Raw genomic sequence first — 24,252 nt, 5'->3', positions numbered from 1 at the left:
TAGAGACTGTATTAGTGGGTAATAAACGATATATCGGTTACACTTTACTCAACCGAAAAGGAGACTAATTATGGATCAAAACGCAAAAAAACAGGCAGTAGCAAAAGCCGCCATTGAGTATGTTGAGCGAGACAGTATTGTTGGTGTTGGAACTGGCTCAACCGTTAACTTCTTTATTGAAGAACTAGGTAAAATCAAAAACGATATAGAGGGAGCTGTATCAAGCTCAGAGGCCTCTACCGCCAAGCTTGAGGCATTGGGTATTGAAGTTTTTGAACTCAACGATGTAAGTAATTTATCCGTTTACATAGACGGTGCGGATGAAGTTACTGAACACAAGCACATGATTAAAGGCGGCGGTGCAGCTCTTACTCGCGAGAAAATTGTCGCAGGCGTAGCGAAAACCTTCGTATGTATTGTGGACGACAGTAAGCGCGTTCCTGTTTTAGGAAACTTTCCTCTGCCAGTTGAAGTGATTCCTATGGCTCGCTCGTTTGTAGCAAGAGAGCTAGTAAAACTTGGTGGAGATCCTGAGTACCGTCAAGGTGTTGTTACCGACAACGGCAACGTTATTTTAGATGTTCACAACCTAGAAATTCTAAACCCAAGAGAATTAGAGCAAAAAATCAATAATATTCCTGGTGTTGTAACTAACGGTATTTTTGCTCTGCGTGGTGCGGATATCGTGTTGTCAGCAACAGAAGATGGCGTTAAAACCTTTAAGTAAAATACTACTTTTAACTGAACGCATTTTCTGTTAACTTCCATTTAGACGTCTAGATGGCTTTTAAATATAGTAATAGCCGCTTCAAGCGGCTTTTCGAAAGTAAAAGCAGCAGCAAGTTACAGCGGTAATCGACTTAAACAAACATATAGCGACTCAACAGGCCGCTAATACGTTTTAACCAGTCATTTTACTGATCTATGGGTCTTTATTGTATTTTCGAACCGAAACACAACAGCGAGAGATAGCGAGTTCATGAGTAAAGTTTCACTTGAGAAGGACAAAATCCGGATTTTATTGTTAGAGGGTGTTCACCAGAGCGCGCTAGAAACGTTAAAAAGCAACGGTTATACAAACATTGAGTATCTGAAGACATCGCTTCCTGAAGATGAACTGATTGAAAAAATAAAAGATGCTCACTTCGTTGGACTTCGTTCTCGTACTCAAATTACTGAGAAAGTGGTAGATGCCGCCAAAAAGCTCGTGGCTATAGGCTGTTTTTGTATTGGAACCAATCAAGTCGATTTGAGCGCTACTCAACGCCGCGGAATTCCCGTTTTTAACGCTCCTTTTTCAAATACTCGCTCAGTAGCAGAGCTAGTACTTGGCCAAATTATTCTGTTACTTCGTCAAGTGCCTAGCAAGAATGCAAAAGCACACCGCGGTGAATGGGAAAAAACAGCAGCAGGCTCTTACGAAGCGAGAGGCAAAACCTTAGGTATCATTGGTTATGGCCATATTGGTACACAGCTAAGTATACTTGCTGAGCATTTGGGTATGCGCGTTCAATTTTTTGATATTGAAGATAAGCTTGTATTGGGTAACTCGGCGCAAGTGAAGTCGCTAGAAAAGCTTTTGAACACCGCTGACGTCGTTACCCTTCATGTACCAGAGACTCCGCAAACTCAGAATATGATAGGCGAAAAGGAACTCTCTCAAATGAAGCCAGGCAGTATTCTTATCAACGCCTCACGAGGCACGGTAGTAGACATTGATGCCCTTGCCGGCGCGCTTAAAAGCGGTCATCTAAATGGGGCTGCTATCGACGTATTCCCCGTTGAGCCAAAATCTAATACCGAAGAGTTTCAGTCTCCTTTGCGAGAGTTTGATAACGTTATTCTTACCCCACACGTTGGAGGAAGTACGCAAGAAGCTCAAGAAAACATTGGTATTGAAGTGGCTGGAAAGTTAGCAAAATACAGCGATAACGGCTCTACGCTATCTGCGGTTAATTTCCCAGAGGTGTCGCTGCCCGAGCATACAGAACGTTCTCGCTTGCTTCATATTCATAAAAATCAGCCAGGTGTACTTACTCAAATTAACCGGGCGTTCGCTGAAAAAGGCATTAACATTGAAGCACAATACCTTCAAACCAATGCGGATATTGGGTATGTAGTGGTTGATGTGAAAGAAGACAGGGGCTACGAAGCACTGGCCGAACTACAGCAAATTGACGGGACTATTAAAACTCGTATTTTGCACTAAAACAAAAGTTTACAAGCACTTTAAACAAAAACGCTGCCTTGATGATTATCGTCTTGGCAGCGTTTTTTTACGTCTTTAGAAACTGAAAGTGTTTAGAAAAAATTGTACACCAAGCTTACCGCAGTTTCTGTATCTAGGTTATCTCGGTTTGCTGCTACGTCTGAGTTATGATCCATCTTGAAAGACAAACGCATTGAAAGGTTCCCCGTAATAACTGCAGTAAGCGCAGATTCGGCACGAGATTTGGTGTTCTCAGAACCTACTTCCGTACTTAGCGTTTGGGTAAACTTAGATGTATCTGAAATTAACCACGTGTATGCCGTTGAAGCACGAACAATCACACTGTCTTGCTCTTCACCTGCTTGTGTTTCTACAAACGAGTAACCAGGACCAATTGAATACTCTAACGTATGCTTTTCGTTTTGCAGTACTTTTTGGTTCCAACCTAGTGCTAATGTGGCCTGGTAGTTAAAGTTGCTCAAGCGGTCATCTTCGTAGGAAGCAAAGCCGAATAAACGATTATCAGGGTTGTCTAACTTATAGTTACCCTGAGCTGAAGCGAAAAACTTCTGCGCAGAAGTAAACTCAACGTCTTCGCCGTCTTCACCTTCTACGGTTTCTTCTTTATAAAGGCCTTCAATAAGATAATCATTACTCCACATTTCAAGCTCTTGGTGAGCCGTAATGCCAGCGTTAATTGAGGTGGTTTCAGTGTTACCGGTAGTTGAAATAAATCCTAACTCTCCTTCCATAGTGAAAGGCTTAGGCTTATCTTGCGCAAAAGCGCTTGGAGCAAAAGAGAGTGCAATTATCGATACCAGAACTTGCTTATTCATTGAATATTCCTATTTGATGTTTTTTCCATTTATTGTGCTGCGGTCACGGCTTGAAGAAGCAGCCCATCTAGATAAAGAGGATTTGCGAAGGATTTAAACCAGCGCGGGTTATATAATGCCGCGCAGTTTACCGTTAAAATATTGACAGTCAACGGGTGAAGGTCAAAATATCGACAAAAGACTAAGGCAAAAGACTGATGTGTGTTGGTCTTTACGTCTTAGGTTTAAAAAAATTGATAAACCAAGGCCACGGAAGTTTCGGTACTGAGCGGTGCAATATTTTCTGCCGTGTCAGTTTCGTGGTTGAGAATAAATGATAATTTCATAGCAAGAGAGCCAAAAACATTGGCCGAAAGTGAGGTTTCGCTGCGAGATTTGGTGTTTTCCTCACCGGCTTCAGTACTCACAAATTGACGGAGCTTTGCGCCTGAACTCCAGCGGTACTTATACTCTGCTGACGCTCTCACAATGACCCCATCATTTATCATAGTATTGTTATCGTCAGCTGCATCGATAAACGTGTACCCTGGACCAATACTATAGCGAAATTCACTGTCTTCGTTGCGCCAAAGACGTTCTGAATAACCTGCTGCAATAGACGCTCGGTGCTCGTAGCCCGTAAATCTATCGTCTTCGTAATCCCCGTACATAAAAACACGACGGCCATTAGCCACTAGCTTGTAGTCAAACTGCGCGCTGCTGAAAAAACGCTGGGCACTTATGTCTCGTTTGGCGCCAATAGGCGCACTCTCTTTATAAAGCAGTTCAGCAAAATACACACTGCTCCACTCTTGCGTTTCATGATCTGCGTTAATAGCCGCTTTAACACTCGCGGCAGAGGTATTGCCGGTGTTGACTAAGATCCCTAATTCACCATCAAGATTAAAATGAGGAATGTCATCGTCTGCATCAGCTACAGGCTCAGCGTGATAGAGAGTTTGGATGAGATCGTTAGCTTGTGCGAAGGTGGCTGCGCTTGAAAAGATACTCAAAAATAGAGCACATAGCACGTTGCCGAGCTTGTTGAAATTTGTAGGCATAATTCGGTTTACGTTGGGCTTTTATATTTATTATTCACGCCCTATCTTGGCGCTTGCTAGCATCCATTCTTTAACCGAGCCTTAAAATACCGCGTAAAACGCAGAGGCTCATTTGATTAGCGCGGCAACCTTCACTGTTTCTCGTTCAGCGTAGTCAGTGGCGTTACCCACCATTTCCATATCAACCGTTACCGTATTGGCTATTTCTGGCGTAAAAAGTTCAATATTTGCGTAGTTTTCTTGCTCAAGTTGACTAACCGCAATGCGATTAGCCAGTGCCAGTAAACCCACTTCACGGTCTGATGCTTGTCTTGATACATCGTTAACGTTGGTAATGGGATAGAACAAGCCAATAGGAAGGTTCCAATTTTCAAGTATGATACCGCTACAATGAGCAAACGTAAAACCGAAAAGCTGTTTTTGATGCTCGAAAGGCAATTGTGATTTATCGCTATTCATATACTCTTGATACAACTCTGGTGAGCGCTTTGCCACCACCAGTTCGCTCAAGTTTTGTAAAATACCCATAACAAAGAAACGCTCAGCCACTTTAACGCCTGCACTTAGGGCGATGTGCTTAGCTAACATGCCCGAGTAAACAGAGCCATGCCAATGCTTTTTCAAATCGATTAATTCTGAGTCAAAGCAAGTAAATGCTGTGCTTGCCGTTTCCGATACTACAAGGTTATAGAGAGCTTCTCCGCCTATAACATTAATTGCCTTAGGCACAGATTCTATTTGCGAGGGAAATCGAAACAGCGAGCTATTCGCTAAGCGCAATACCTTCGCCGTTAAAGAAGTATCTATACTTATTAGGTTGCCAATATCCTCAGCTGTCGATCGTGGGTTGTCGAGTAATTCACGTAACCTAACGCACACATTTGGAAGTGCAAAGGATTTAGTGGCAAATTTTACGTACTTCTGTATCGACATTAACACATTCTCAATTGATAGTAGTGATAGACATTTTGTAGACAGGGACTATTTTTCATTGCTGGTTTCGCTTTCAAATAAACCAATTTGGCTATTTGCATCGAGTGTTTTCTCTGCCTGTTGTTGTTTTCGTGCTCTAGCAATTATCGCGCGCTTGCGACGTGCACAGGCTGCCAATATTTGACGTTTGGTCGTATCATTAACTTGAAGCCAGTAAAGACGCTCGTCTCTACTGCGTAAGCATCCTTTACAAAAACCACGAGGCCCAGATTCACACACACCTATGCATGGGCTGGGGATCTCAAAGAACTCTAACTGTTCAGATTGTGCTTTTTGCTCTGACATCACTGCTCAAAATATATCGCTATTCGGCCTGTAGTAAAATTAGTCATAGTGAAATTTAGCATAGTGGTGTTCATTATAGTGAACTTTGGCTGTTGATTGAAAACTGCAAGGGCAATATTTAGCCCTATTTTGCTTTATTTACAATCAGGTACGCACGGCCTATTACTTTTATTTCAGCTAATGATTCAGCTAACTTTACATCTAAGTAAGCACAGCGTAATTAAACCCCAACTTGCTTTGAATCGCTACTAGACATTAGCATCAATTCTCCTATCAGTTATAAGCCCTACTTTGTAGGTTGCCCTAATTTGACAAGAACACAATAAGGGCACGACAAGAACACGATAAGAATACGGCGAGCTAGCTTTTCTCAGTGCTTAAACAGTCAACACGTTAGTCGATTAACGTATAGTCTATGGTGGATACCACGCGCACCTTTTTTATGTGCGGATGGTAACTGTCGCGACTACTTATGCTAAACCTACCCTGATTTGCCCGTTTGATTTTACCTAACGTACTATTAGAATCTTTGGCGAATTTCTCAGCCACTTCCCGTGCGTTGAGCGTTGCCTCTTCAATCATAGCGGGTTTTACGTCGTTTAAACGAGTAAATACATAGTCGGGCTGCACGTCGTAGCGGTTTTCAGAAAGTACGATGCCCTGCTTTATCAAATTGCCTACCTTCTGCATTGCGCCTCGCACCGTCTCAACTTGTGTCGAAAATACGGTGATGGTTTGTATGCTGCTGTACCTTAACGGTGCTTGCTGTCCACCGCCGTATTGTTGCGCCAACTTGTCAGTTATTTGTGGTTTACCTATGGTGATGCTGTCTGTAGCAATACCGACTTGTTCTAAAAAGGATTTCACCTTCTTGCTATTTTCTTCGATACGCTTATACAGCTCAGGTAAATCATTTCCGGCGTCGACAAACTGAATAGGCCAAATCACCTGGTCTGCAACATATTCTCTTTCTGATAATCCTTTCACCGTTACCACGCGATTCCATGTTTGCATATCACTTAACGAAGAAGATATGATTGTGCCGAGAAACACGACAGCCAGGATCATACCCAGTGCAATAACAATGGCCGCACCTACTTTCATGTGATTGATCTCCCCGATTTTTTGTATTCAGTATGTATGAGTTAGATTACTGTTATTGCGCATTAATCACTAGTGCTCAGTCATTTGCACAATTTAGATTATAGTAAATACTCGGGCGTGCCCCCCTTTTTTTGATTTCTACCTTCACTCGTCTATGATTGTAATGAATTCATAAAAAGGACGAAATGATGAGTAAGAATAAGACGTTTATTGTAAAAGGCCAATCCACTGCTTTGATGCTTTTATTGGTGACCTGTCATGTGCAGGCAGATTCTATTTTTCAGACAGGGGCTTATCAAAAAGAGGGCCGGCAAGCAGAAAAAGAAATAACGGCTGCTAAAGAAATAGAGAAAATTGATGTAATAGGAAAGCAGCCCCCCAACCTTCTGCGAAAAGCTTTCTATCGCCATGAAGATAATTTTTTTGACCTTTACAACGAACTTGTGGATGAAAATCAATTTCGCATGGATTGTGAAATGCGTTTAAGGCACCTTCAGTCAAAGGTAAAATACCGCGCCTGCATACCCCGTTATGTTGGAATTGAGAATGCTAAAGAGCTAGAAGATGCCGCTTTAAGAAGTGGCAGGCTTTCCGCCAGCTCGATTTTAAACGCAACACCAGACAAAGCAGCCTTGCGTTTAACTTACGCAAAAAAGAAAAAAGAAATGGCCACTAAAATGGCTGAGCTTATCAACTCACACCCTGAACTTGCCAAGCGCTATACTCAATACGTAGAGGCGAAGACAAAATTTGAAGATGCGAAAAACCGTTAGCTAAAAAAAGGCCACTCAATTGAGTGGCCTAAAAGTGCTCCTTGAGAGAGCAACGCTTGGGTAGACGGGAGAGTCTGAATAGATAGAAACGATAGCCAGAAATACTAGTGAGTGCTGGCCTTTTCATTACGTTTCAATAGATAATAAAATATGGGAGTAAGAATAAGCCCAAAAAAGGTGACGCCTATCATGCCGGAAAATACCGCCACGCCCATGGCCTGACGCATTTCGGCACCCGCCCCTGTGGACAACACCATAGGCAACACTCCCATGATGAAAGCGATTGATGTCATCAGAATGGGGCGAAGACGCAATCGACTTGCTTCTTTTATGGCCGCGAGCGCATCCATGCCGCTGTCTTGCAACTCTTTAGCAAACTCCACAATAAGAATGGCGTTTTTCGTTGCTAACCCCACCAGCACAATCAAACCAATTTGGGTAAAGATGTTGTTGTCTCCACCATAAATCTGCACGCCGATTAAGGCACTGAGCAGAGTCATTGGCACGATAAGGATAATGGCTAACGGTAAACGTAAGCTTTCATATTGAGCCGCCAATACTAAGAACACCAACAGCACAACCAGTGGGAATATATATGCCGATGCGTTTCCAGCAAGTATTTGCTGATAGGTCAGCTCTGTCCATTCGTAGGTCATCCCCCTAGGCAGTGTTTCTACCAATATTTCTTCAATAGCCGCTTTAGCTTGATCTGATGAATATCCAGGTGCGGGAGCGCCATTAATTTCCGCCGTGATATACCCGTTGTAATGCATAACGCGATCTGGCCCTGCACTGTGCTCAATATCTAAAAACGAGCCTAGAGGAATCATCTCTCCCTGGGCATTGCGTATTTTAAACTGAGTTATGTCCTCTATGTCTTGACGATACTGGGCGTCGGCTTGCACGTTAACTTGATAAGTTCGACCAAACAGGTTGATATCGTTGACATACAAAGAGCCTAAATACGCCTGCATGGAGGTAAATAAGGTATCAATATTTACGCCCTGGCTAACCGCTTTTTCACGATCTACATCAACATCTAGCTGAGGCACTGCAACGGTAAAGCTAGTAAAGGCATCGGTAAGCGCTGGGTGCTGCCATGCTTTTCCTATTACTTCTTGCGTTACTCGCTCAAGCGTTTCAAAACCTAGATTTCCTCTGTCTTCTACTTGCAGCCTAAAGCCACCAATTGTGCCCAAACCCATCACCGGAGGTGGTGGAAAAATAGCGACATAAGCCCCTTTTATTGACGCAAACTGCTGATTCAGTTTGGCGGCAATAGCACCTGCCGATAGCTCGGGAGACTGACGCTCGTCGAAGGGTTTAAGCGGCGTAAATAAAATGCCTGAGCTAGGGCTGTTGGTAAATCCGTTTATATTAAGGCCAGGGAACGCAACAGCATCGGATACACCAGGGTGTTCCATGGCAATGCGCGACATTTCACGAACCACTTCTTCAGTTCTGTCTAGGCTTGCAGCGTTTGGCAACTGTGCAAACGCAACCAAGTACTGTTTATCCTGAGGAGGCACGTAACCTGTTGGCGTTGTTGAAAACTGATTGTAGGTAAGCGCAATTAGCCCAGCATAAAGCACCAGAACGATACCGCTTTTACGAATCAAACCACCTACGGCATTGGTATACCCTTTGGCACTGCGCTCGAACAGACGGTTAAATGGCGCAAATACCCATCTGCCAAACACTTTGTCCATGCCACGGGTAAGCCAATCATTTGCTTTACCATGAGGTCTAAGTAAAAGCGCAGATAAAGCAGGGCTTAGCGTAAGTGAATTAATAGCCGAAATTACAGTTGAAATAGTTATTGTTAACGCAAACTGCTTATAGAACTGACCGGTTAAGCCGCTCATAAAGGCAGTTGGCACAAAAACCGCCGCCAATACCAGTGTAGTAGCGATGATGGGCCCGGTTACCTCTTTCATGGCTTGTACAGTGGCATCGAAAGGAGTTTTGCCCTCTGCGATATTACGCTCTACGTTTTCGACAACAACAATGGCATCGTCGACAACAATACCTATTGCGAGTACTAAACCAAACAGAGACAGCGCATTCAACGAGAAACCCATAAGCTGCATAAATGCAAAGGTACCGACTAGCGAAATAGGAACCGCCACCAAAGGAATAATAGAAGCGCGCCATGTTTGCAAAAACAGCACCACTACCACTACAACCAACAGCACGGCTTCAAAAAGCGTATCCACTACAGCTTCAATAGAACCTCTTACAAAAACCGTTGGGTCGTAAACAATGTCGTACTCTAACCCCTGTGGAAATAGCTTCGACAACTCGGCCATGCGGTTTCTTACATCATCAGATATTTGAATCGCATTAGAGCCGGGCGCTTGAAAAATAGGAATAGCAGCTGCCGGTTTATTATTTAATAACGAGCGCAAGGCGTAGTTGTCAGCACCAAGCTCAATTCGAGCAATATCTTTCAGGCGAGTAATTTCACCATCATCGCCCGTTTTGACAATAATATTTTCAAATTCAGATTCATTTTTTAAGCGCCCACGTACGTTTATTAAAAGCTGAAACTCGCTTGAACCTGTAGGTTGCGCTCCTAAACTACCCGCCGCAGCCTGTTGATTTTGATCTGCAATGGCAGCTACCACGTCGCCGGGGTTTAACTGCAATGCAGCAAGTTTGCTAGGGTTTAACCACACTCGCATGCTAAATTCACCAGCACCAAATAGCCTTACTTGACCAACGCCGTCGATACGCGCCAGCTCGTCTTTGACATTTTGGTCTGCGTAATTTGATAGATATAGCATGTCATAGCGGTTGTCTGGGGAGGTTAAGTGCACCACCATGGTTAAGTTGGGTGATGACTTTTCGGTAACCACACCCAAACGCTGCACTTCCTGAGGTAAGCGAGGCGTTGCGCGGTTAACCCGGTTTTGTACCAATGTGGTGGCGTCATCGGGATCGGTGCCAATCGCAAAGGTAACGGTCAACGTCATACGGCCGTCGCTGGTAGCTTGCGAAGACATGTAGAGCATGTTTTCAACGCCGTTGATTTCCTGCTCTAACGGCGTAGCAACGGTTTCGGCAATAACCTCAGGATTAGCGCCAGGATAATTCGCTGTAACCACCACGGTTGGCGGAACCACTTCAGGGTATTCTGTGATAGGCAATTGCCAAACAGCAATGGCACCGCCAATGAAAATAAGTACTGAAAGAACGCCAGCAAAAATAGGCCGGCTTATAAAAAATTGCGACACATTCATTACTTAAGGCCTGCTGTAGCTGCACCTGAGGTAAACGAACCGCCAGAGAGTACGCTTTCTAGCTGCGCCATGTTAGTCACGCCGTCAACTTTTGACTGCCAGTTCTGTAAGTTCGCCAAAGCTTCTTCATCACCCATGGGCACTTCATTTTTTTGCACTGATACACCAGGTCGAACGCGCTGAAGGCCATCGACAATAATGGTGTCATTTGCAGACAATCCTTGCTTGATAATACGCAAGCTACCCACTTTGTCGCCTAGCGTCACTGGGCGATACTGGGCTTTATTGTCGTCATTAACAGTGAGAACGTATTTGTTGTTAAGATCTGTGCCTATGGCCTTTTCTTTAATAAGAATACCTTCATCACGGGTATCGCCGGCAAGCTTGAGGTGCGCAAAGAGACCCGGAATTAAACGTCCTTCTTCATTGTCAAAAACCGCGCGAACTCTCAAAGTACCGGTATTCGCATTGACTTGATTGTCAATAAAGTCAATTTTTCCCCAGTGCATGTAATCATCTTCGTTTGCAAGACGCATGGCCACTGGCTGCTCGCTAACCGCAGTGGCAGTTTGCGTATTGTCTGAAAGGTAGTTGAGATATGTTTGCTCATCGATATCGAAATAAGCATACAGTTGCTCAGTAGATACAATACGTGTGAGCGTGGTTTGCCCTGCGGTGACAAAATTTCCTTCCGTGATGTTTGCCCGTGAAACACGACCGGATATTGGAGCCTCTACACGTGCAAACCCTCGATTTAACCTTGCCACATCAAGCGAAGCTTTCGTTTGATTTAAGCTTGCTAGCGCTTGGTTCTTTTCCGCTAAACGAGCATCGAGTACTTCTTCTGACACGGCTTGTGTCTCACGAAGTTTAAACGCGCGATCGTAGTTTTGCTTAGCCAATGATAATCGGCTTTTCGCTTCTTCAAGCTGAGCGGTTAAACGAGTAACTTCTGCTTTAAACATGCGATTATCGATAAGAAACAAGGTTTGTCCCTGCTCAACATACTCACCCTCTTCAAATGCTACAAAGTCTATGTAGCCTGAAACTCGAGGGCGAAGGGCGACAATTTGAGGAGACTCTAAACGGCCCGTAAAGTTGTCCCATTCAGTTAAACGTTGCGACAGCACAGTAGCTACATCAACGGGAACGCCACTATTAGCTTGCATCATCTGATCGGGCTCCTGCTTATCACCACAGGCAGCGATGAGTGCAGTGAGACCTACGATTGCCATTAAACGAGGTAAACTTTTCATTGCAAGATACTCTTCTGAAATTTGCTATAGGATCAATGGCGCGCATTATGCTAAAGTCTAATCAATAAAAATAATTATCTTTTTATATGCAACACATCATGCAATATGATGTGTTTAGCAGTACGTAAACACAGTGTTAAAAACTATGAACACGCTTCTCGGAGACGGCTATGCGACCGCATGATTTAAACTTGTTAATGATTTTTGATGCCATCATGACTGAGGGAGCAATCACTCGTGCGGCTGACAGACTATCAATGACGCAGCCTGCAGTATCAAACGCATTATCGAGAATGCGTACCGCATGGAACGACGAACTGTTTGTTAAAGACGGAAGAGGTATACAGCCCACTTCTTATGCCAAAAACTTATGGAGTCAAATTCAGGGGCCGCTAGGTGAACTTGAAGTGGCAGTTAACCCAACTGATTTCGACCCCGCCACTGCTAAACGTACCTTTCGTATTGCTGCAACTGACAGCATTGTGTCTATGGTGTGGGGACCATTGCGCAAAGTTATTGAGAACGAAGCGCCGGGAATTAATATTCACGCTATTCCAAATTACGACATGGAAACAGACAAAATATTAAAAGACGCAGAAGCTGAGTTAACGTTTTCAAAGCATCAAGAGCCCGATTCGGTGATACGAGCGGAACATGTGCTAGATCCGAGTTGGGTAGTAGTTATGCGCCCGGATCACCCCCTTGCCAGCTCACAGCTAACCCTTGATGATTTTGTCGCAGCCGATCATTTACTGGTGTCGGTAACCGGCGATGTAACTGGCCCAACAGACCAAGTGCTGGCAAATTTAGGACTTAAAAGACGAGTTGCCATGTCGGTAAACCAGTTCTATAACGCAACGCCACTTCTAAAAGAAAGCAATCTTATTTGCGTAGCACCTTCGTTAGTTTTAGAAAAAGAAATATTTTCTGGTGAGTTAGCGGTATTCGAAACCCCTGTGGATATAGTGAGCTCTCCGCTTTCAGTGATGTGGCATAAACGCCAAGATCAAGACGCGGGTCTGCAGTGGTTAAGGGGGCTGGTTGTGAAGTTTATACGAGAACGCGTGCAGCGCCACGATATGCTGCTATCACAATGCTGTAGAAAAGCATATTGCGCAGATACAGTAAAACGCTTAATGAAACAGCGTAATATGGACAGCAATGAATTTACACCAGCGCATTTGCAAAAGGCAAATAACGACGTGTTAGCAGCCGATTCAGACTATGAAAACAAAATAATTGCTTAGCTCTTTTAGCAATTACCTTTTTTAGTAATTAACGGCTTTGCTATTCGTGCCATGCCCTTTTCGCTTCACTCGTCTGATTGATAACATATATGGTATTAAGCAAAATAAGTGAAAAGACGAATATAGAAATAGAAAATAAAAAACCCGCTAGAGAGCGGGTTTTCAAGATTCTTTCAGAAAAGAGGTTTATTTCTTTTTCTTAGCCTTTGGGTTAGGCAAGTCGGTAATGCTTCCTTCGAATATTTCAGATGCAAGACCAATTGATTCGTTTAACGTTGGGTGTGCGTGAATAGTAAGCGCAACGTCTTCGCCGTCTGCCCCCATTTCAATGGCAAGGCCAATTTCACCAAGCATTTCACCGGCGTTTGTACCTACCATTGCACCACCAATAACGCGACCAGAATCTTTATCAAAGATCATCTTAGTCAAACCGTTTGTAGAATCTTGAGCAATTGCGCGGCCTGATGCAGCCCACGGGAACGACGCCACTTCGTAGTTTACGCCCTGCTCTTTTGCTTCTTTCTCAGTTAAACCAACCCAGGCAACTTCTGGCTCTGTGTAGGCAACTGATGGAATTGCACGTGGGTCGAAGTAGTGCTTCTGACCAGCAACCACTTCTGCAGCAACATGGCCTTCATGAACTGCTTTGTGCGCAAGCATAGGTTGACCTACAAGATCGCCAATAGCAAAGATGTGGTCTACGTTAGTGCGCATTTGCTTATCGACATTGATGAAACCACGCTCATCAACATTTACGCCGGCTTTGTCAGCACTTACTAGGTTACCATTTGGCTTACGACCAACGGCTACAAGTACTTTGTCGTAACGAACTGGCTCAGCAGGTGCTTTTTTACCTTCAAAAGTAACGTACAAACCATCGTCTTTTGCTTCAACCGCAGTTACTTTGGTTTCTAGCATGATGTTGAACTTTTCTTTGTAGTCTTTCATGAATACTTTCATGATGTCTTTATCGGCAGCTGGAATTAGCTGGTCTAAAAACTCTACTACATCAACCTTTGAGCCAAGTGCTTCATACACTGTACCCATTTCAAGACCGATGATACCGCCGCCTAGTACTAGCATTTTCTCTGGAATATCTTTCATTTCCAAAGCGCCAGTTGAGTCGATTACGCGATCGTCTTCTGGAATAAATGGCAAGCTGATTGGCTCAGAACCTGCAGCAATAATCGCTTTTTCAAATGTAATAGTAGTAACGCCGTCGTCGCCTTGCACTTCAAGAGTGTTGCTGCCTGTAAACTTACCATAGCCTTTAACGTGCTTGGTTTTGCGCATTTTAGACATGCCAGCAAGACCGTTGGTAAGCTGCTTAACAACGCCGTCTTTGTAATCACGAATTTTATCTAGATCAATTTTTGGCTCACCAAAGCTCACGCCATGACTTGCCAAATGCTTTGCTTCTTTCATTACTTTCGCAACGTGAAGAAGAGCTTTTGAAGGAATACAGCCAACATTAAGACATACACCGCCTAATGAATCGCGCGAATCTACGATAACTGTTTCAACGCCTAGATCAGCTGCACGGAATGCAGCAGAATAACCGCCAGGGCCGCCGCCCAGTACCACTAATTGCGTTTTAATTTCGCTCATTGTGAACCTCAATCCTCTTTTTTGATTATGCTAACACACGATGCTTACGCACATAGGTGCTAGCATAACCTAAATACTGCCCTAAGGGCTTATAAAATCGTCGAAAATGTTAATCATATTGTAAACACTTTACGATTTTTTTTTAAAGTATAATTCTACGTAAGTCAGTAAGATTGGCAGCAACTTCTGCAGCAAACCTTGCACCTACCGCACCATCAATTACACGGTGGTCGTATGACAAGCTTAGCGGAACCATTAAACGAGGTTCAAATTCACTGCCATTCCACTTAGGTTTCATCTCTGATTTAGAGACACCTAAAATACCTACCTCTGGCGCGTTCACGATTGGTGTAAAGGCCGTACCGCCAATACCGCCTAGGCTTGAAATTGTAAATGTGCCGCCCTGCATGTCTGCAGCTTTCAACTTACCTTCACGGGCTTTCTTAGATGTTTCGATAAGCTCGCGAGAAAGTTCTTCAATGCCCTTCTTATTGACGTCGCGAATAACGGGAACAACAAGGCCTCCTGGTGTTTCCACCGCGATACCAATATTGATGAACTTCTTGATAATTAAGCTTTCGCCATCGTCAGACAGTGAAGAATTAAATACTTCGTATTTTTCAAGTGCTTTAGCTACCGCTTTCATTACGAATACAAGTGGCGTGATCTTAAGACCAGACTTAACTTTCGCATGGTAAGCATTCTGCTCTTTACGGAAGTCTTCAACTTCAGTGATATCTGCTTCGTCGAACTGGGTAACGTGTGGGATAGTTGCCCAGTTACGATGTAAGAACGGACCAGAGATTTTCTGAATACGCGATAGCTTTTGCTCTTCAATTTCACCAAACTTGCTGTGATCGACAGGTTTAACCGGCACAATTTGAAGCACGTTGTCACCCACATGCGCATTACCTGACGCGGCAGCAGTTTTAGGCTTAGCCAGTTCAGCTTTGACGTATTCTTGAACATCTTCTTTCAAAATACGGTTCTTGCGACCAGAACCTTTAACCCGGGTAAGATCGACACCAAACTCGCGCGCAATACGACGTACTGATGGAGAGGCATGGGCTTTTCCACCGTTGTCTTGAGCCGACTCTTGTATAGCTGGCACAGACTTTTGCTCTGATGCACTCACAGTTGATGCATTAGCAGTTGCAGCCTTTTTAGGCGCTTCTGACTTGCTTTCAGCTTTACTTTCATTCGCGTTGCTAGCTTCTTTGCCTGAAGACTGCTTGTCAGCAGATTCGGCGCTTGCCGAAGAGCCGCCACTAGTTTCTAATTTAACGACTAGTGTGCCTTGCTTAACCTTATCGCCCGTTTTGATAAAGACTTCTTTGATGGTACCCGCATGTGTTGAAGGTACATCCATAGTGGCTTTGTCGGTTTCTAGCGTTATTAGGCCGTCTTCTTTTTCAACAGTATCGCCGGCAGATACAAGCACATCGATAACGTCAACTTCACCGTCTTCACCAATATCAGGTACTGCAACTTCGATAGTCTCGCTGCTTGCTTCTGCTTGAGGTGCTGATTCTTGTTGGCTCGACTCTTCGCTAGAAGACGCTTCTGATTTTTCAGCTTTCTCAGTTGAAGACGACTCGCTTGAACCGCCTTCACCAGCAATTTCAAGCTTAATCACTACCGTGCCTTCTTTTACCTTATCACCATTACTGATAAGAACTTCTTTCACTGTACCTGCGTGCGTTGAAGGAACGTCCATCGTCGCTTTATCAGTTTCAAGGGTAATAAGACCATCTTCTTTATCGATGGTGTCGCCCACTGAAACCAATACATCGATTACGTCAACTTCATCGTCAGAACCGATATCCGGAACGGCAACTTCAATCACTTCGCTGCCGCCAGACGCAGCGGGCGCTGCATCTGACTTGCTTTCTTCTTTCGGTGCTTCTTCTTGCTTAGGCGCTTCTTCTTGTGACGCGTTGTCTGAAGATGACTCTTCAGCAGCGCTGTCACTATCACCGTTGGCAACTTTCATCTCACCAATCACATCGCCTTCTTTGATTTTATCGCCTACTGATACAGACAGGCTTACAATCTCACCTTCAAACGGTGCTGGGATGTCCATAGACGCTTTGTCACTTTCAACAGTAACAACGCCTTCCTCTGCCTCAATGTTGTCGCCTACGGCAACACATAGCTCGATAACTTCAACTTCGTCACCGCCTACGTCGGGTACGATAATCTTTTGAATATCTGACATATGTAAAATACCTTATCTGGCTTACGCGTAAAGTGGGTTAAGTTTTTCAGCGTTTATATCAAAACGCTTAATGGCTTCTGCTACCACTTTCTTCTCAACGTCACCGCGCTGAGCTAATTCGTAAAGTGATGCCACCACAATGTACGACGCATTAACTTCAAAGTGTGTACGCAAGTTTTCACGGCTATCGCTTCGACCAAAACCATCTGTACCTAGGCAGCGATATTCAGTATCGATAAACGCGCGTACTTGATCAGAGTAGTTCTTCACATAGTCAGTGGCAGAAATTGCTGGACCTGCATCTTTCGTAATCACCTGACCGATGTAAGGGACTTTTTGCTCGGCTTCTGGGTTTAGCATGTTCCAACGTGCTATGTCTTGACCTTCGCGGGCTAGCTCGTTGAATGAGGTTACCGAGTAAACGTCAGACGATACGTTGTAGTCTTCACAAAGAATCTGCGCTGCTTTACGTACTTCGTTCAAGATAGTACCTGAGCCCATTAACTGAACGTTAAGCTTAGACTTGTCGTTTTCAACGCGCTCTAGCTTGTAGATACCTTTAATGATTTTCTCTGCAATATCATCTTCTTCTGGCATTGCAGGGTGCTGATAGTTCTCGTTCATCAGCGTTAGGTAGTAGAAGATATTTTCGTTGTTACCGTACATACGACGCAGACCGTCTTGAATGATAACCGCCACTTCGTAACCATACGTTGGGTCGTAAGTAATACAGTTTGGAATTAGGTTCGCCTGAACATGTGAGTGGCCATCTTGATGCTGTAGACCTTCACCATTTAGTGTTGTTCTACCTGCTGTTGCACCCAAAAGGAAACCACGTGCTTGGCTATCGCCAGCCGCCCATGCTAAGTCGCCAACGCGTTGGAAACCAAACATCGAATAGTAAATGTAGAACGGAATAGTGGTAGCGTTACAGGTTGAGTAAGACGTACCTGACGCAACCCACGATGCCATTGCACCTAACTCGTTAATACCTTCTTGTAGTACCTGACCTTTCTTATCTTCGCGATAGTAAGCCACTTGGTCGGCATCTTGTGGAACGTATTTTTGGCCTTCGTTAGCGTAAATACCAACCTGACGGAACAAGCCTTCCATACCGAACGTACGAGCTTCATCAGGAATAATGGGTACAATGCGCTTGCCAATTTTCTTGTCTTTAAGCAAAGCGTTTAGTACGCGTACAAATGTCATGGTAGACGACACCTGACGATCGCCAGATCCTTTCAGAATGGCGTCAAAAGCTTTAAGTTCTGGCACTTCAAGCTGCTCTTCAGCCTGCTCTCTGCGCGCAGGTAAATAACCGCCAAGCGCTTCACGACGCTCTTTAAGGTACTTAAGCTCTTCGCTGTCTTCTGGGAAGCGGTAGTAAGGAAGGTCGGCAATTTTGTCGTCTTCCACAGGAATGTTGAAACGATCGCGGAATTTCTTAATTGATTCCACGTCCATTTTCTTCACGTTGTGCGCAACGTTTTGTGCTTCACCTGAAGAGCCAAGACCAAAACCTTTTACAGTTTTCGCTAGTATTACCGTTGGACGACCTTTGGTGTCGATAGCTTTTTGATACGCAGCAAATACTTTAACCGGATCGTGTCCACCACGGTTCAAGCGCCAGATATCTTCATCTGAATAGTTAGCTACAAGCGCTTTGGTTTCTGGGTACTTGTTGAAGAAGTTTTCACGGGTGTATTTTCCGCCCTTCGCTTTACAGTTTTGGTATTCACCATCCACTGTTTCACCCATAAGCTGAATTAGCTTACCAGACTTATCGCGCGCAAGAAGTTCATCCCAGTAACTTCCCCAAATGACTTTAACCACTTCCCAGCCTGCGCCGCGGAATGTGCCTTCAAGTTCTTGGATAATCTTACCGTTACCACGTACAGGGCCGTCTAGGCGCTGTAAGTTACAGTTGATAACAAATGTTAGGTTGTCTAGGCCTTCGCGAGATGCCAAGCCAATTGCACCCAATGATTCTGGCTCATCACACTCACCATCACCCATGTAGCAGTACACGCGCTGATCTGAACAGTCTTTTATACCACGATTGGTTAGGTACTTAAGGAAGCGAGCAGTATAAATAGCTTGAAGTGGACCTAAGCCCATAGAAACCGTTGGGAACTGCCAATAATCTTTCATCAAGTGAGGATGAGGGTACGATGATAAGCCATCGCCAGCACACTCTTGACGGAAATTGTTTAGCTGCTCTTCAGTTAAATTACCTTCAATGAAAGAACGAGCGTAGATCCCCGGAGAAATATGCCCTTGAGCAAAAATAAAATCGCCGCCCTTGCCATCTTTTGGCGCTTTAAAGAAGTGGTTAAAACCCACATCGTACAGCATGGCTGAAGAGGCAAAGCTACCAATGTGACCACCAAGTTCTAGATCTTTCTTAGACGCTCGCAATACTATCATTAGTGCGTTCCAACGAATTGCTGCACGAATACGCGCTTCAATCGTTAGGTCGCCAGGCATGTTAGGTTCTTGCGCCGCAGGGATAGTGTTGATGTACGCAGTTGTTGCGTCATACGGTAAGTGTGCTCCGCTACGACGAGCTTTATCAACTAGCTTCTCAAGTAAGTAATGAGCGCGTTCTACACCTTCCTCTTCGAATACAGACTCGAGGGCATCTAGCCACTCTTTAGTTTCTTGAGGATCCACATCTTGGTGCATCATATCAGTCATGGTGCCATCCTATTTTTGCTTATATAGAAAATCCTCCTTGTGCATGGCTAAACCCTTGCATTGAAGGAGGAAAACTAAACTACGTTGTACTCACAGTGACCCGTTCTGGCTCACCTGCTGTTGCAGTGGCACGGGAATACTCCCGACCGGCCTCTGCGAATAATTAACCGTGTGCTCGGTGCGCGCGGCTAAATTTCTAAACGGCGCAACGCTCGCTGAACACGAGTGTCGCGCTGATTAATGGTTAATAGCGTTTTTTCAATAAACGCCAAATGTGTATTGCATGCCTGTCGCGCTGCTTCTGGATCTTGTGAAGCAATGGCTTCAACAATTTCGCGACGCTGCTTTGCAATATCTGCAACCGCATCGCTATGCACAGCAAGCATGTCTAAATTTCGTTCTATGTTGTCTACCAACATACTTTGCATGGTGCTCATCACATGTAGCAGAACCATGTTATGAGAAGCCCTGGCCATGATGATATAAAATCGGCCTAGCGCTTCCGCTTGTTCTCGCTTGCTCTCATTGGCTTTTGGTGCTGGAAGATTGTTAAGCGCTTGCTTGAGCGCGTTGTAATCTTCGGGCTGACCTCGAAGCGCCGCGTAATACGCAGACATACCTTCTAACGCATGTCTAAATTCGAGCAAATCGAACTGTGTTTCTGGTCGCGCACTCACTAAGTCCATCAGTGGGTCTGTCATAGCAGAATTGAGATTGCGATTAACGAATGTGCCGCCACCCTGCTTTCTTTCTACTAAACCGCGGGCTTGCAGGTTACCAATGGCTTCACGTAAAGAGGGACGAGACACATCAAACTGCTGCGCTAATTCGCGCTCAGGCGGTAACTTTTGCCCGGCTAAAAGCGAACCATCAAGAATCATAGATTCAAGCTGCTCGGTAATAACATCTGCTAGTTTTTTTCGCTGCTGACGCATGCGGCCTTGTCTTCCTTTGTTGAAGTCCTATTGTGAAGTCCTTTGCTGAAGTCCTTTGGTATCAATAAGAGTTGTGAATGCACTGAATACATCAGTGAAATATTCTCACAACGAAAATTGGTAATACCATTTTACCTATACAGTTTAAGGCAGATCGATTTAGAGGTAAATACTCTCAAGCATAGCAAACCTCGCTCAGTTTGCAGCGTGTAAAGCTTTATAATTGAATTTGTTAAGAAAAGTTTTCTCATCATTACTGGTCTGATGAGAAAGAAAAGAAGGAAATAGCGACGAAAAGGTCTGATATAGCGGCAGTTTTTTATTAGACCAACTATTCCCCAACAGGTAAATGTAAAAAATAATCGCTATGCCAAGCTGCCAATAACCGTAAGTGCAGACGTAACAACCAGTAAAAAAATAACATTACGTTTTGCTAATTTTACTAAAACCTTGGGTTCAACAGCCGCATTTTCAGCCTGCAATGCCTGTTCTTCAGGTGTGAGCATTTCCGCTTTTGCTGAAATAATCGTCAATACATCGTAAGCGGATATATCAAGTTGCAACGCGTGCTTTATCCACTCGGGCAATGCCCTCGAAAAATGCCCCATCATTAGCATTCCAAATGTGGTGATACGCACTGGTACGTAATCTAGTGCGAACATAAGACGACCAGCAGTTTCTCGCAAAGGATGTTGCGCCGTGCAGAGGGCTTCCGTTGTGCTTCTACTTAAACTGTAAAACAGTGCACCGGGCGCACCAAATGCCATAAACCACAGCATAACGGCTGCGTAATGCTGATAATTAAGCCAGGTTAAGTGTTGCCCAAAGCTTTTTCCCTGTACTTGAGCACTTCCTTGATTCTTTTCTTCGTATTCACCGTCTTCACTTTCACTCTGTGTATTCGCGCAATGACCAAGCTGGTCTGTATACATGCTGCAGGCTTGCAAGTCGTTACGCTCAGCTGCGTTTAAAAAGCATTTGTAAGTTGCTCTTAAGGCTGGGCAGCCAATACACAGGAATAGAACAATACTTTGTTCAATAAAGGTAAGAAAAGCACCCAGCAGAAAATACTCAACAGCGGCTAAAATGACAGCCGGAGCCAGCAAACTACTATACAAAACTGCAGAATTGCTTTTCTTTCCTATCCATCCTTTACCTGTAAGCCATTCTCTGTATTGACTAGCATATTTTTCAATGTGCCAATTCGGTTCTTTACTAATCAGCCGTTCCAAGCTTAAAACTAATAGCAAACTCATTAAAATCATGTGGTAGGTCGCTTCTTCTTTATTGGTTTATTTGTTTGTACGTTTGTTCATTTTTTGCATCATATTTCGCTGTGAGCTCGCATACTTTATAAATAGCTTGAAGCAATGCTTATATCAAATGAGTCAGGCTTTTTCTGTAACGCGCCCAATCGAAAGCTTGGCCAGGATCGGTTTTTCTCCCCGTAGCGATATCGTTGTGACCTACAATACGCCCTAACGTAATGTCTGGGTAGTGCTTAACGATAAACTCGGTAAGCTCTGTTAATGCAGCGTACTGCTCGTTGGTGTATGCCAGCGTATCTGTGCCTTCAAGCTCAATACCAATTGAGAAGTCATTACACCTGCTTTTCCCCTGAAAAGTGGACAGACCTGCATGCCATGCACGTTCATTAAATGGCACAAACTGTTCTACATTACCCGTGCGGTAAATAACGCAGTGGGCAGATACCCTCAATCCGGCAATTTCTTGATAAAATGGATGCGCAGTAGGGTCGAGCTCACCCATAAACAAATCTCTTATCCCCGACGTACCAAACTGTGAGGGTGGCAGAGAGATATTGTGAATAACTAATACGTTCACCACGGCTCCATCAGGACGTGCATCGCAGTGCGGAGAAGGCAAAAGAGTGGCGTTGTGGTAAATTGTCATGTCGCAAATCTTCTTATCGTAACGTGGTGCAAATGATGAGTATAAAAGTTATTCGGTAATTGGTTGAGACATGTTTTTAATCTCTTTTACAAAAAACCGATTACATATAGAAGTGTTACATTGCTACCTTACTAATAGCAATCAGAATTAAAACAAGGAATTAACACAGTATCTATAAGAGGCAATGATGTCTTATCATAGTGCACTATTACAGTGCCATGCAGTGTCATTCGTTTACATAAGCAAAAAGAGGTTAGAGAATAATGTCTCAGGAACAACACGAAACAAGTGCTGCTGGCAAATGGATGGTGGTTCTTGCCTGGGTCTGCGGTCTGGGACTGCTGGTTTTTGTATTCTCAGACCTATTGGAAAAACAGGTAAACCCCAACAGTGACCCAATTTCTGAGCGAATGGGTGCACAAACCGAGGTGCGTCTAAAGCAAAATCGTCAGGGGCATTATGTAACCAGTGGCTTCATTAATGGTGAAGAAGTTATTTTCTTAGTTGATACCGGAGCTACCGACGTTGCCGTTCCCGCCCATTTAGCTAACAAGTTACAATTACAGGCTGGACGCCAAGGGCTAGCGCGAACCGCCAATGGCACTGTTAGAATTGCCGAATCGACAATAGATACCCTTCGCATTGGCGATATTGAGCTACGAAACGTAAAGGCAAACTTAAATCCTGGTATGCAAGATAACCATATTTTGCTTGGAATGAGCGTTCTTCGCCAATTAGAGTTTACTCAGCGTGGCGATTGGTTAATATTGCGTACCCTGTAAAAAAGACAACCTGAAAAGACAATAGCGATGAAGATAACATCACCCGATATAGACGCCATACGCGAGCAAGTTTCTTTAGCATTAATAGAAGATTTGGGCGGAGAGCTTAATGCCGATAATGATATTACCGCCAACCTTATCGACAAAGATGTAACGGCTAGTGCGACAATTATCACCAGAGAACCTTGCGTTATTTGCGGCGTGGCATGGGTAAATCAGGCATTTGCACTTATTGACGAATCGGTAACGGTAACCTGGCATGTTGAAGATGGTGACAGCGTAGCTGCTGATACCGTGCTGGTGAGTTTGTCTGGCTCTGCACGCGCTATTCTTACCGCTGAGCGCACCGCACTTAACTTCTTGCAGACTTTATCAGCCAACGCAACCGTCACTGCTTTTTACACAAAGTTTTTGCAAGGTACGAAAACGAAAATTCTAGATACCAGAAAAACGCTTCCTGGCCTGCGATATGCGCAAAAATACGCTGTTCGCTGTGGCGGCGGACAAAATCACCGCGTTGGGCTATTCGATGCATTTCTAATAAAAGAGAATCATATATTCTCTTGCGGCGGCATTGAAAAAGCGATGAGCCGGGCTAAAGAAACTATGCCGGGTAAAACAGTAGAAGTAGAAGTGGAAAGTATCGACGAGTTCAAGCTAGCGCTTGAGGCCGGTGCAGACATAGTGATGTTGGATAACTTTACTAACGAACAGATCCAACAGGCAGTGGCGCTTAATAACGGTAAGTGTAAGCTTGAAGTGTCTGGCAATATTACCGACGAGAGACTGTCTTCTTTATCTAAGCTGGGCGTGGATTACATATCTTCTGGTGCCTTAACCAAGCATGTGCAGGCGATAGATTTATCGCTGCGTATAAATTTGGACTAATATATAGTGCAGGCTTAAGTAATATTTCGTTAGTGTTTAAGAGTACCTGGGCTTGATGTAGTGTGCTTAAATTGTGTTTTGAGGAATACGCTGGTTAATTACTTGCAAAAATTCGCAAAAAAAATGAAGGCGGGAACAGCGATAGCGGTCAACACTTAAAACATTAAATCTTGAGTATTGTATTGCCCGATATACGTCGAAAGCAAAAAGAGTTTTATACGAAAG

At 44.1% G+C, this 24,252-nt stretch carries 19 protein-coding genes; 6 read left to right on the top strand and 13 right to left on the bottom strand.

Annotation, left to right across the window (positions count from 1 at the left end; genetic code table 11):
* Window positions 1–70 precede the first annotated feature (70 nt).
* Both rpiA and serA read left to right on the top strand, forming a co-directional pair.
* Entirely contained in the window at window positions 71–727 is a 657-nt protein-coding gene (gene rpiA, locus GTW09_RS13385; protein ID WP_071980344.1) for a ribose-5-phosphate isomerase RpiA, read from the top strand.
* A 252-nt stretch (window positions 728–979) separates the two neighbouring features.
* Window positions 980–2,209: a phosphoglycerate dehydrogenase gene (gene serA / locus GTW09_RS13380; RefSeq protein ID WP_071980345.1), complete on the top strand. Its 1,230-nt coding sequence runs from the start codon at window positions 980–982 to the stop codon at window positions 2,207–2,209.
* Window positions 2,210–2,301: 92 nt separating this feature from the next.
* Here the strand turns inward: serA and GTW09_RS13375 are convergent, their stop codons facing one another.
* The 5 genes from GTW09_RS13375 to GTW09_RS13355 form a co-directional block, all read right to left on the bottom strand.
* Window positions 2,302–3,045 (bottom strand): DUF481 domain-containing protein, encoded by a 744-nt coding sequence (locus tag GTW09_RS13375; protein ID WP_163112283.1) that lies wholly within the window; start codon window positions 3,043–3,045, stop codon window positions 2,302–2,304.
* 224 nt (window positions 3,046–3,269) lie between these two features.
* Window positions 3,270–4,085 carry a DUF481 domain-containing protein gene (locus GTW09_RS13370; protein ID WP_163112282.1) on the bottom strand — a complete coding sequence of 272 codons (816 nt, stop codon included), beginning with the start codon at window positions 4,083–4,085 and terminating at the stop codon, window positions 3,270–3,272.
* A gap of 108 nt (window positions 4,086–4,193) precedes the next feature.
* Window positions 4,194–5,018 carry an HDOD domain-containing protein gene (locus GTW09_RS13365; protein WP_071980347.1) on the bottom strand — a complete coding sequence of 275 codons (825 nt, stop codon included), beginning with the start codon at window positions 5,016–5,018 and terminating at the stop codon, window positions 4,194–4,196.
* A 48-nt stretch (window positions 5,019–5,066) separates the two neighbouring features.
* Window positions 5,067–5,363 carry a DUF1289 domain-containing protein gene (locus tag GTW09_RS13360; RefSeq protein WP_163112281.1) on the bottom strand — a complete coding sequence of 99 codons (297 nt, stop codon included), beginning with the start codon at window positions 5,361–5,363 and terminating at the stop codon, window positions 5,067–5,069.
* A 393-nt stretch (window positions 5,364–5,756) separates the two neighbouring features.
* On the bottom strand, window positions 5,757–6,467 hold the full coding sequence (locus GTW09_RS13355; protein WP_163112280.1) for an SIMPL domain-containing protein: 711 nt from the start codon (window positions 6,465–6,467) through the stop codon (window positions 5,757–5,759).
* A 188-nt stretch (window positions 6,468–6,655) separates the two neighbouring features.
* Here GTW09_RS13355 and GTW09_RS13350 point away from each other — a divergent pair, with 188 nt between their 5' ends.
* Complete coding sequence (locus GTW09_RS13350; protein ID WP_163112279.1) at window positions 6,656–7,240, top strand: hypothetical protein; 585 nt, start codon at window positions 6,656–6,658, stop codon at window positions 7,238–7,240.
* Between the two features lie 104 nt (window positions 7,241–7,344).
* Here GTW09_RS13350 and GTW09_RS13345 read toward each other — a convergent pair whose 3' ends face one another.
* Window positions 7,345–10,482, bottom strand: coding sequence for an efflux RND transporter permease subunit (locus GTW09_RS13345; RefSeq protein ID WP_163112278.1), 3,138 nt, complete (start codon window positions 10,480–10,482; stop codon window positions 7,345–7,347).
* Entirely contained in the window at window positions 10,482–11,738 is a 1,257-nt protein-coding gene (locus GTW09_RS13340; protein ID WP_163112277.1) for an efflux RND transporter periplasmic adaptor subunit, read from the bottom strand. Before GTW09_RS13340 ends, GTW09_RS13345 begins: the two co-directional genes overlap by 1 nt.
* 170 nt (window positions 11,739–11,908) lie before the next feature.
* On the opposite strand from GTW09_RS13340, the gene GTW09_RS13335 reads away from it, so the two are divergent.
* Entirely contained in the window at window positions 11,909–12,985 is a 1,077-nt protein-coding gene (locus GTW09_RS13335; RefSeq protein ID WP_163112276.1) for a LysR family transcriptional regulator, read from the top strand.
* Window positions 12,986–13,171: 186 nt separating this feature from the next.
* On the opposite strand, the gene lpdA is transcribed toward GTW09_RS13335, so the two are convergent.
* The 6 genes from lpdA to ampD all read right to left on the bottom strand — a co-directional run bounded on the left by lpdA (window position 13,172) and on the right by ampD (window position 22,357).
* Window positions 13,172–14,593, bottom strand: coding sequence for a dihydrolipoyl dehydrogenase (gene lpdA / locus GTW09_RS13330; protein ID WP_100972778.1), 1,422 nt, complete (start codon window positions 14,591–14,593; stop codon window positions 13,172–13,174).
* Window positions 14,594–14,735: 142 nt separating this feature from the next.
* The gene (aceF, locus tag GTW09_RS13325) at window positions 14,736–16,811 is read right to left on the bottom strand and encodes a pyruvate dehydrogenase complex dihydrolipoyllysine-residue acetyltransferase (protein WP_163112275.1); all 2,076 of its coding nucleotides are present in this window, start codon (window positions 16,809–16,811) and stop codon (window positions 14,736–14,738) included.
* 21 nt (window positions 16,812–16,832) lie between these two features.
* Window positions 16,833–19,508 (bottom strand): pyruvate dehydrogenase (acetyl-transferring), homodimeric type, encoded by a 2,676-nt coding sequence (gene aceE, locus GTW09_RS13320; protein ID WP_163112274.1) that lies wholly within the window; start codon window positions 19,506–19,508, stop codon window positions 16,833–16,835.
* A 188-nt stretch (window positions 19,509–19,696) separates the two neighbouring features.
* Window positions 19,697–20,443: a GntR family transcriptional regulator gene (locus GTW09_RS13315; RefSeq protein WP_071980358.1), complete on the bottom strand. Its 747-nt coding sequence runs from the start codon at window positions 20,441–20,443 to the stop codon at window positions 19,697–19,699.
* Between the two features lie 365 nt (window positions 20,444–20,808).
* Entirely contained in the window at window positions 20,809–21,708 is a 900-nt protein-coding gene (ampE, locus tag GTW09_RS13310; RefSeq protein ID WP_163112273.1) for a beta-lactamase regulator AmpE, read from the bottom strand.
* A gap of 109 nt (window positions 21,709–21,817) precedes the next feature.
* On the bottom strand, window positions 21,818–22,357 hold the full coding sequence (gene ampD / locus GTW09_RS13305) for a 1,6-anhydro-N-acetylmuramyl-L-alanine amidase AmpD (protein WP_163112272.1): 540 nt from the start codon (window positions 22,355–22,357) through the stop codon (window positions 21,818–21,820).
* 263 nt (window positions 22,358–22,620) lie between these two features.
* Between ampD and GTW09_RS13300 the strand changes: the two genes are divergently transcribed.
* A complete protein-coding gene (locus tag GTW09_RS13300) occupies window positions 22,621–23,139 on the top strand; it encodes a retropepsin-like aspartic protease family protein (protein ID WP_163112271.1) in 519 nt (172 codons plus the stop codon).
* A 33-nt stretch (window positions 23,140–23,172) separates the two neighbouring features.
* Window positions 23,173–24,027, top strand: a complete 855-nt coding sequence (gene nadC, locus GTW09_RS13295; protein WP_338024962.1) for a carboxylating nicotinate-nucleotide diphosphorylase — start codon at window positions 23,173–23,175, stop codon at window positions 24,025–24,027.
* Window positions 24,028–24,252: the final 225 nt, after the last annotated feature.

This window comes from Alteromonas hispanica, assembly GCF_010500915.1.
GTDB lineage: Bacteria > Pseudomonadota > Gammaproteobacteria > Enterobacterales > Alteromonadaceae > Alteromonas > Alteromonas hispanica.
The sequence above is the reverse complement of the archived record's forward strand: the minus strand, read 5'-3'. Positions and strand labels throughout refer to the sequence as shown.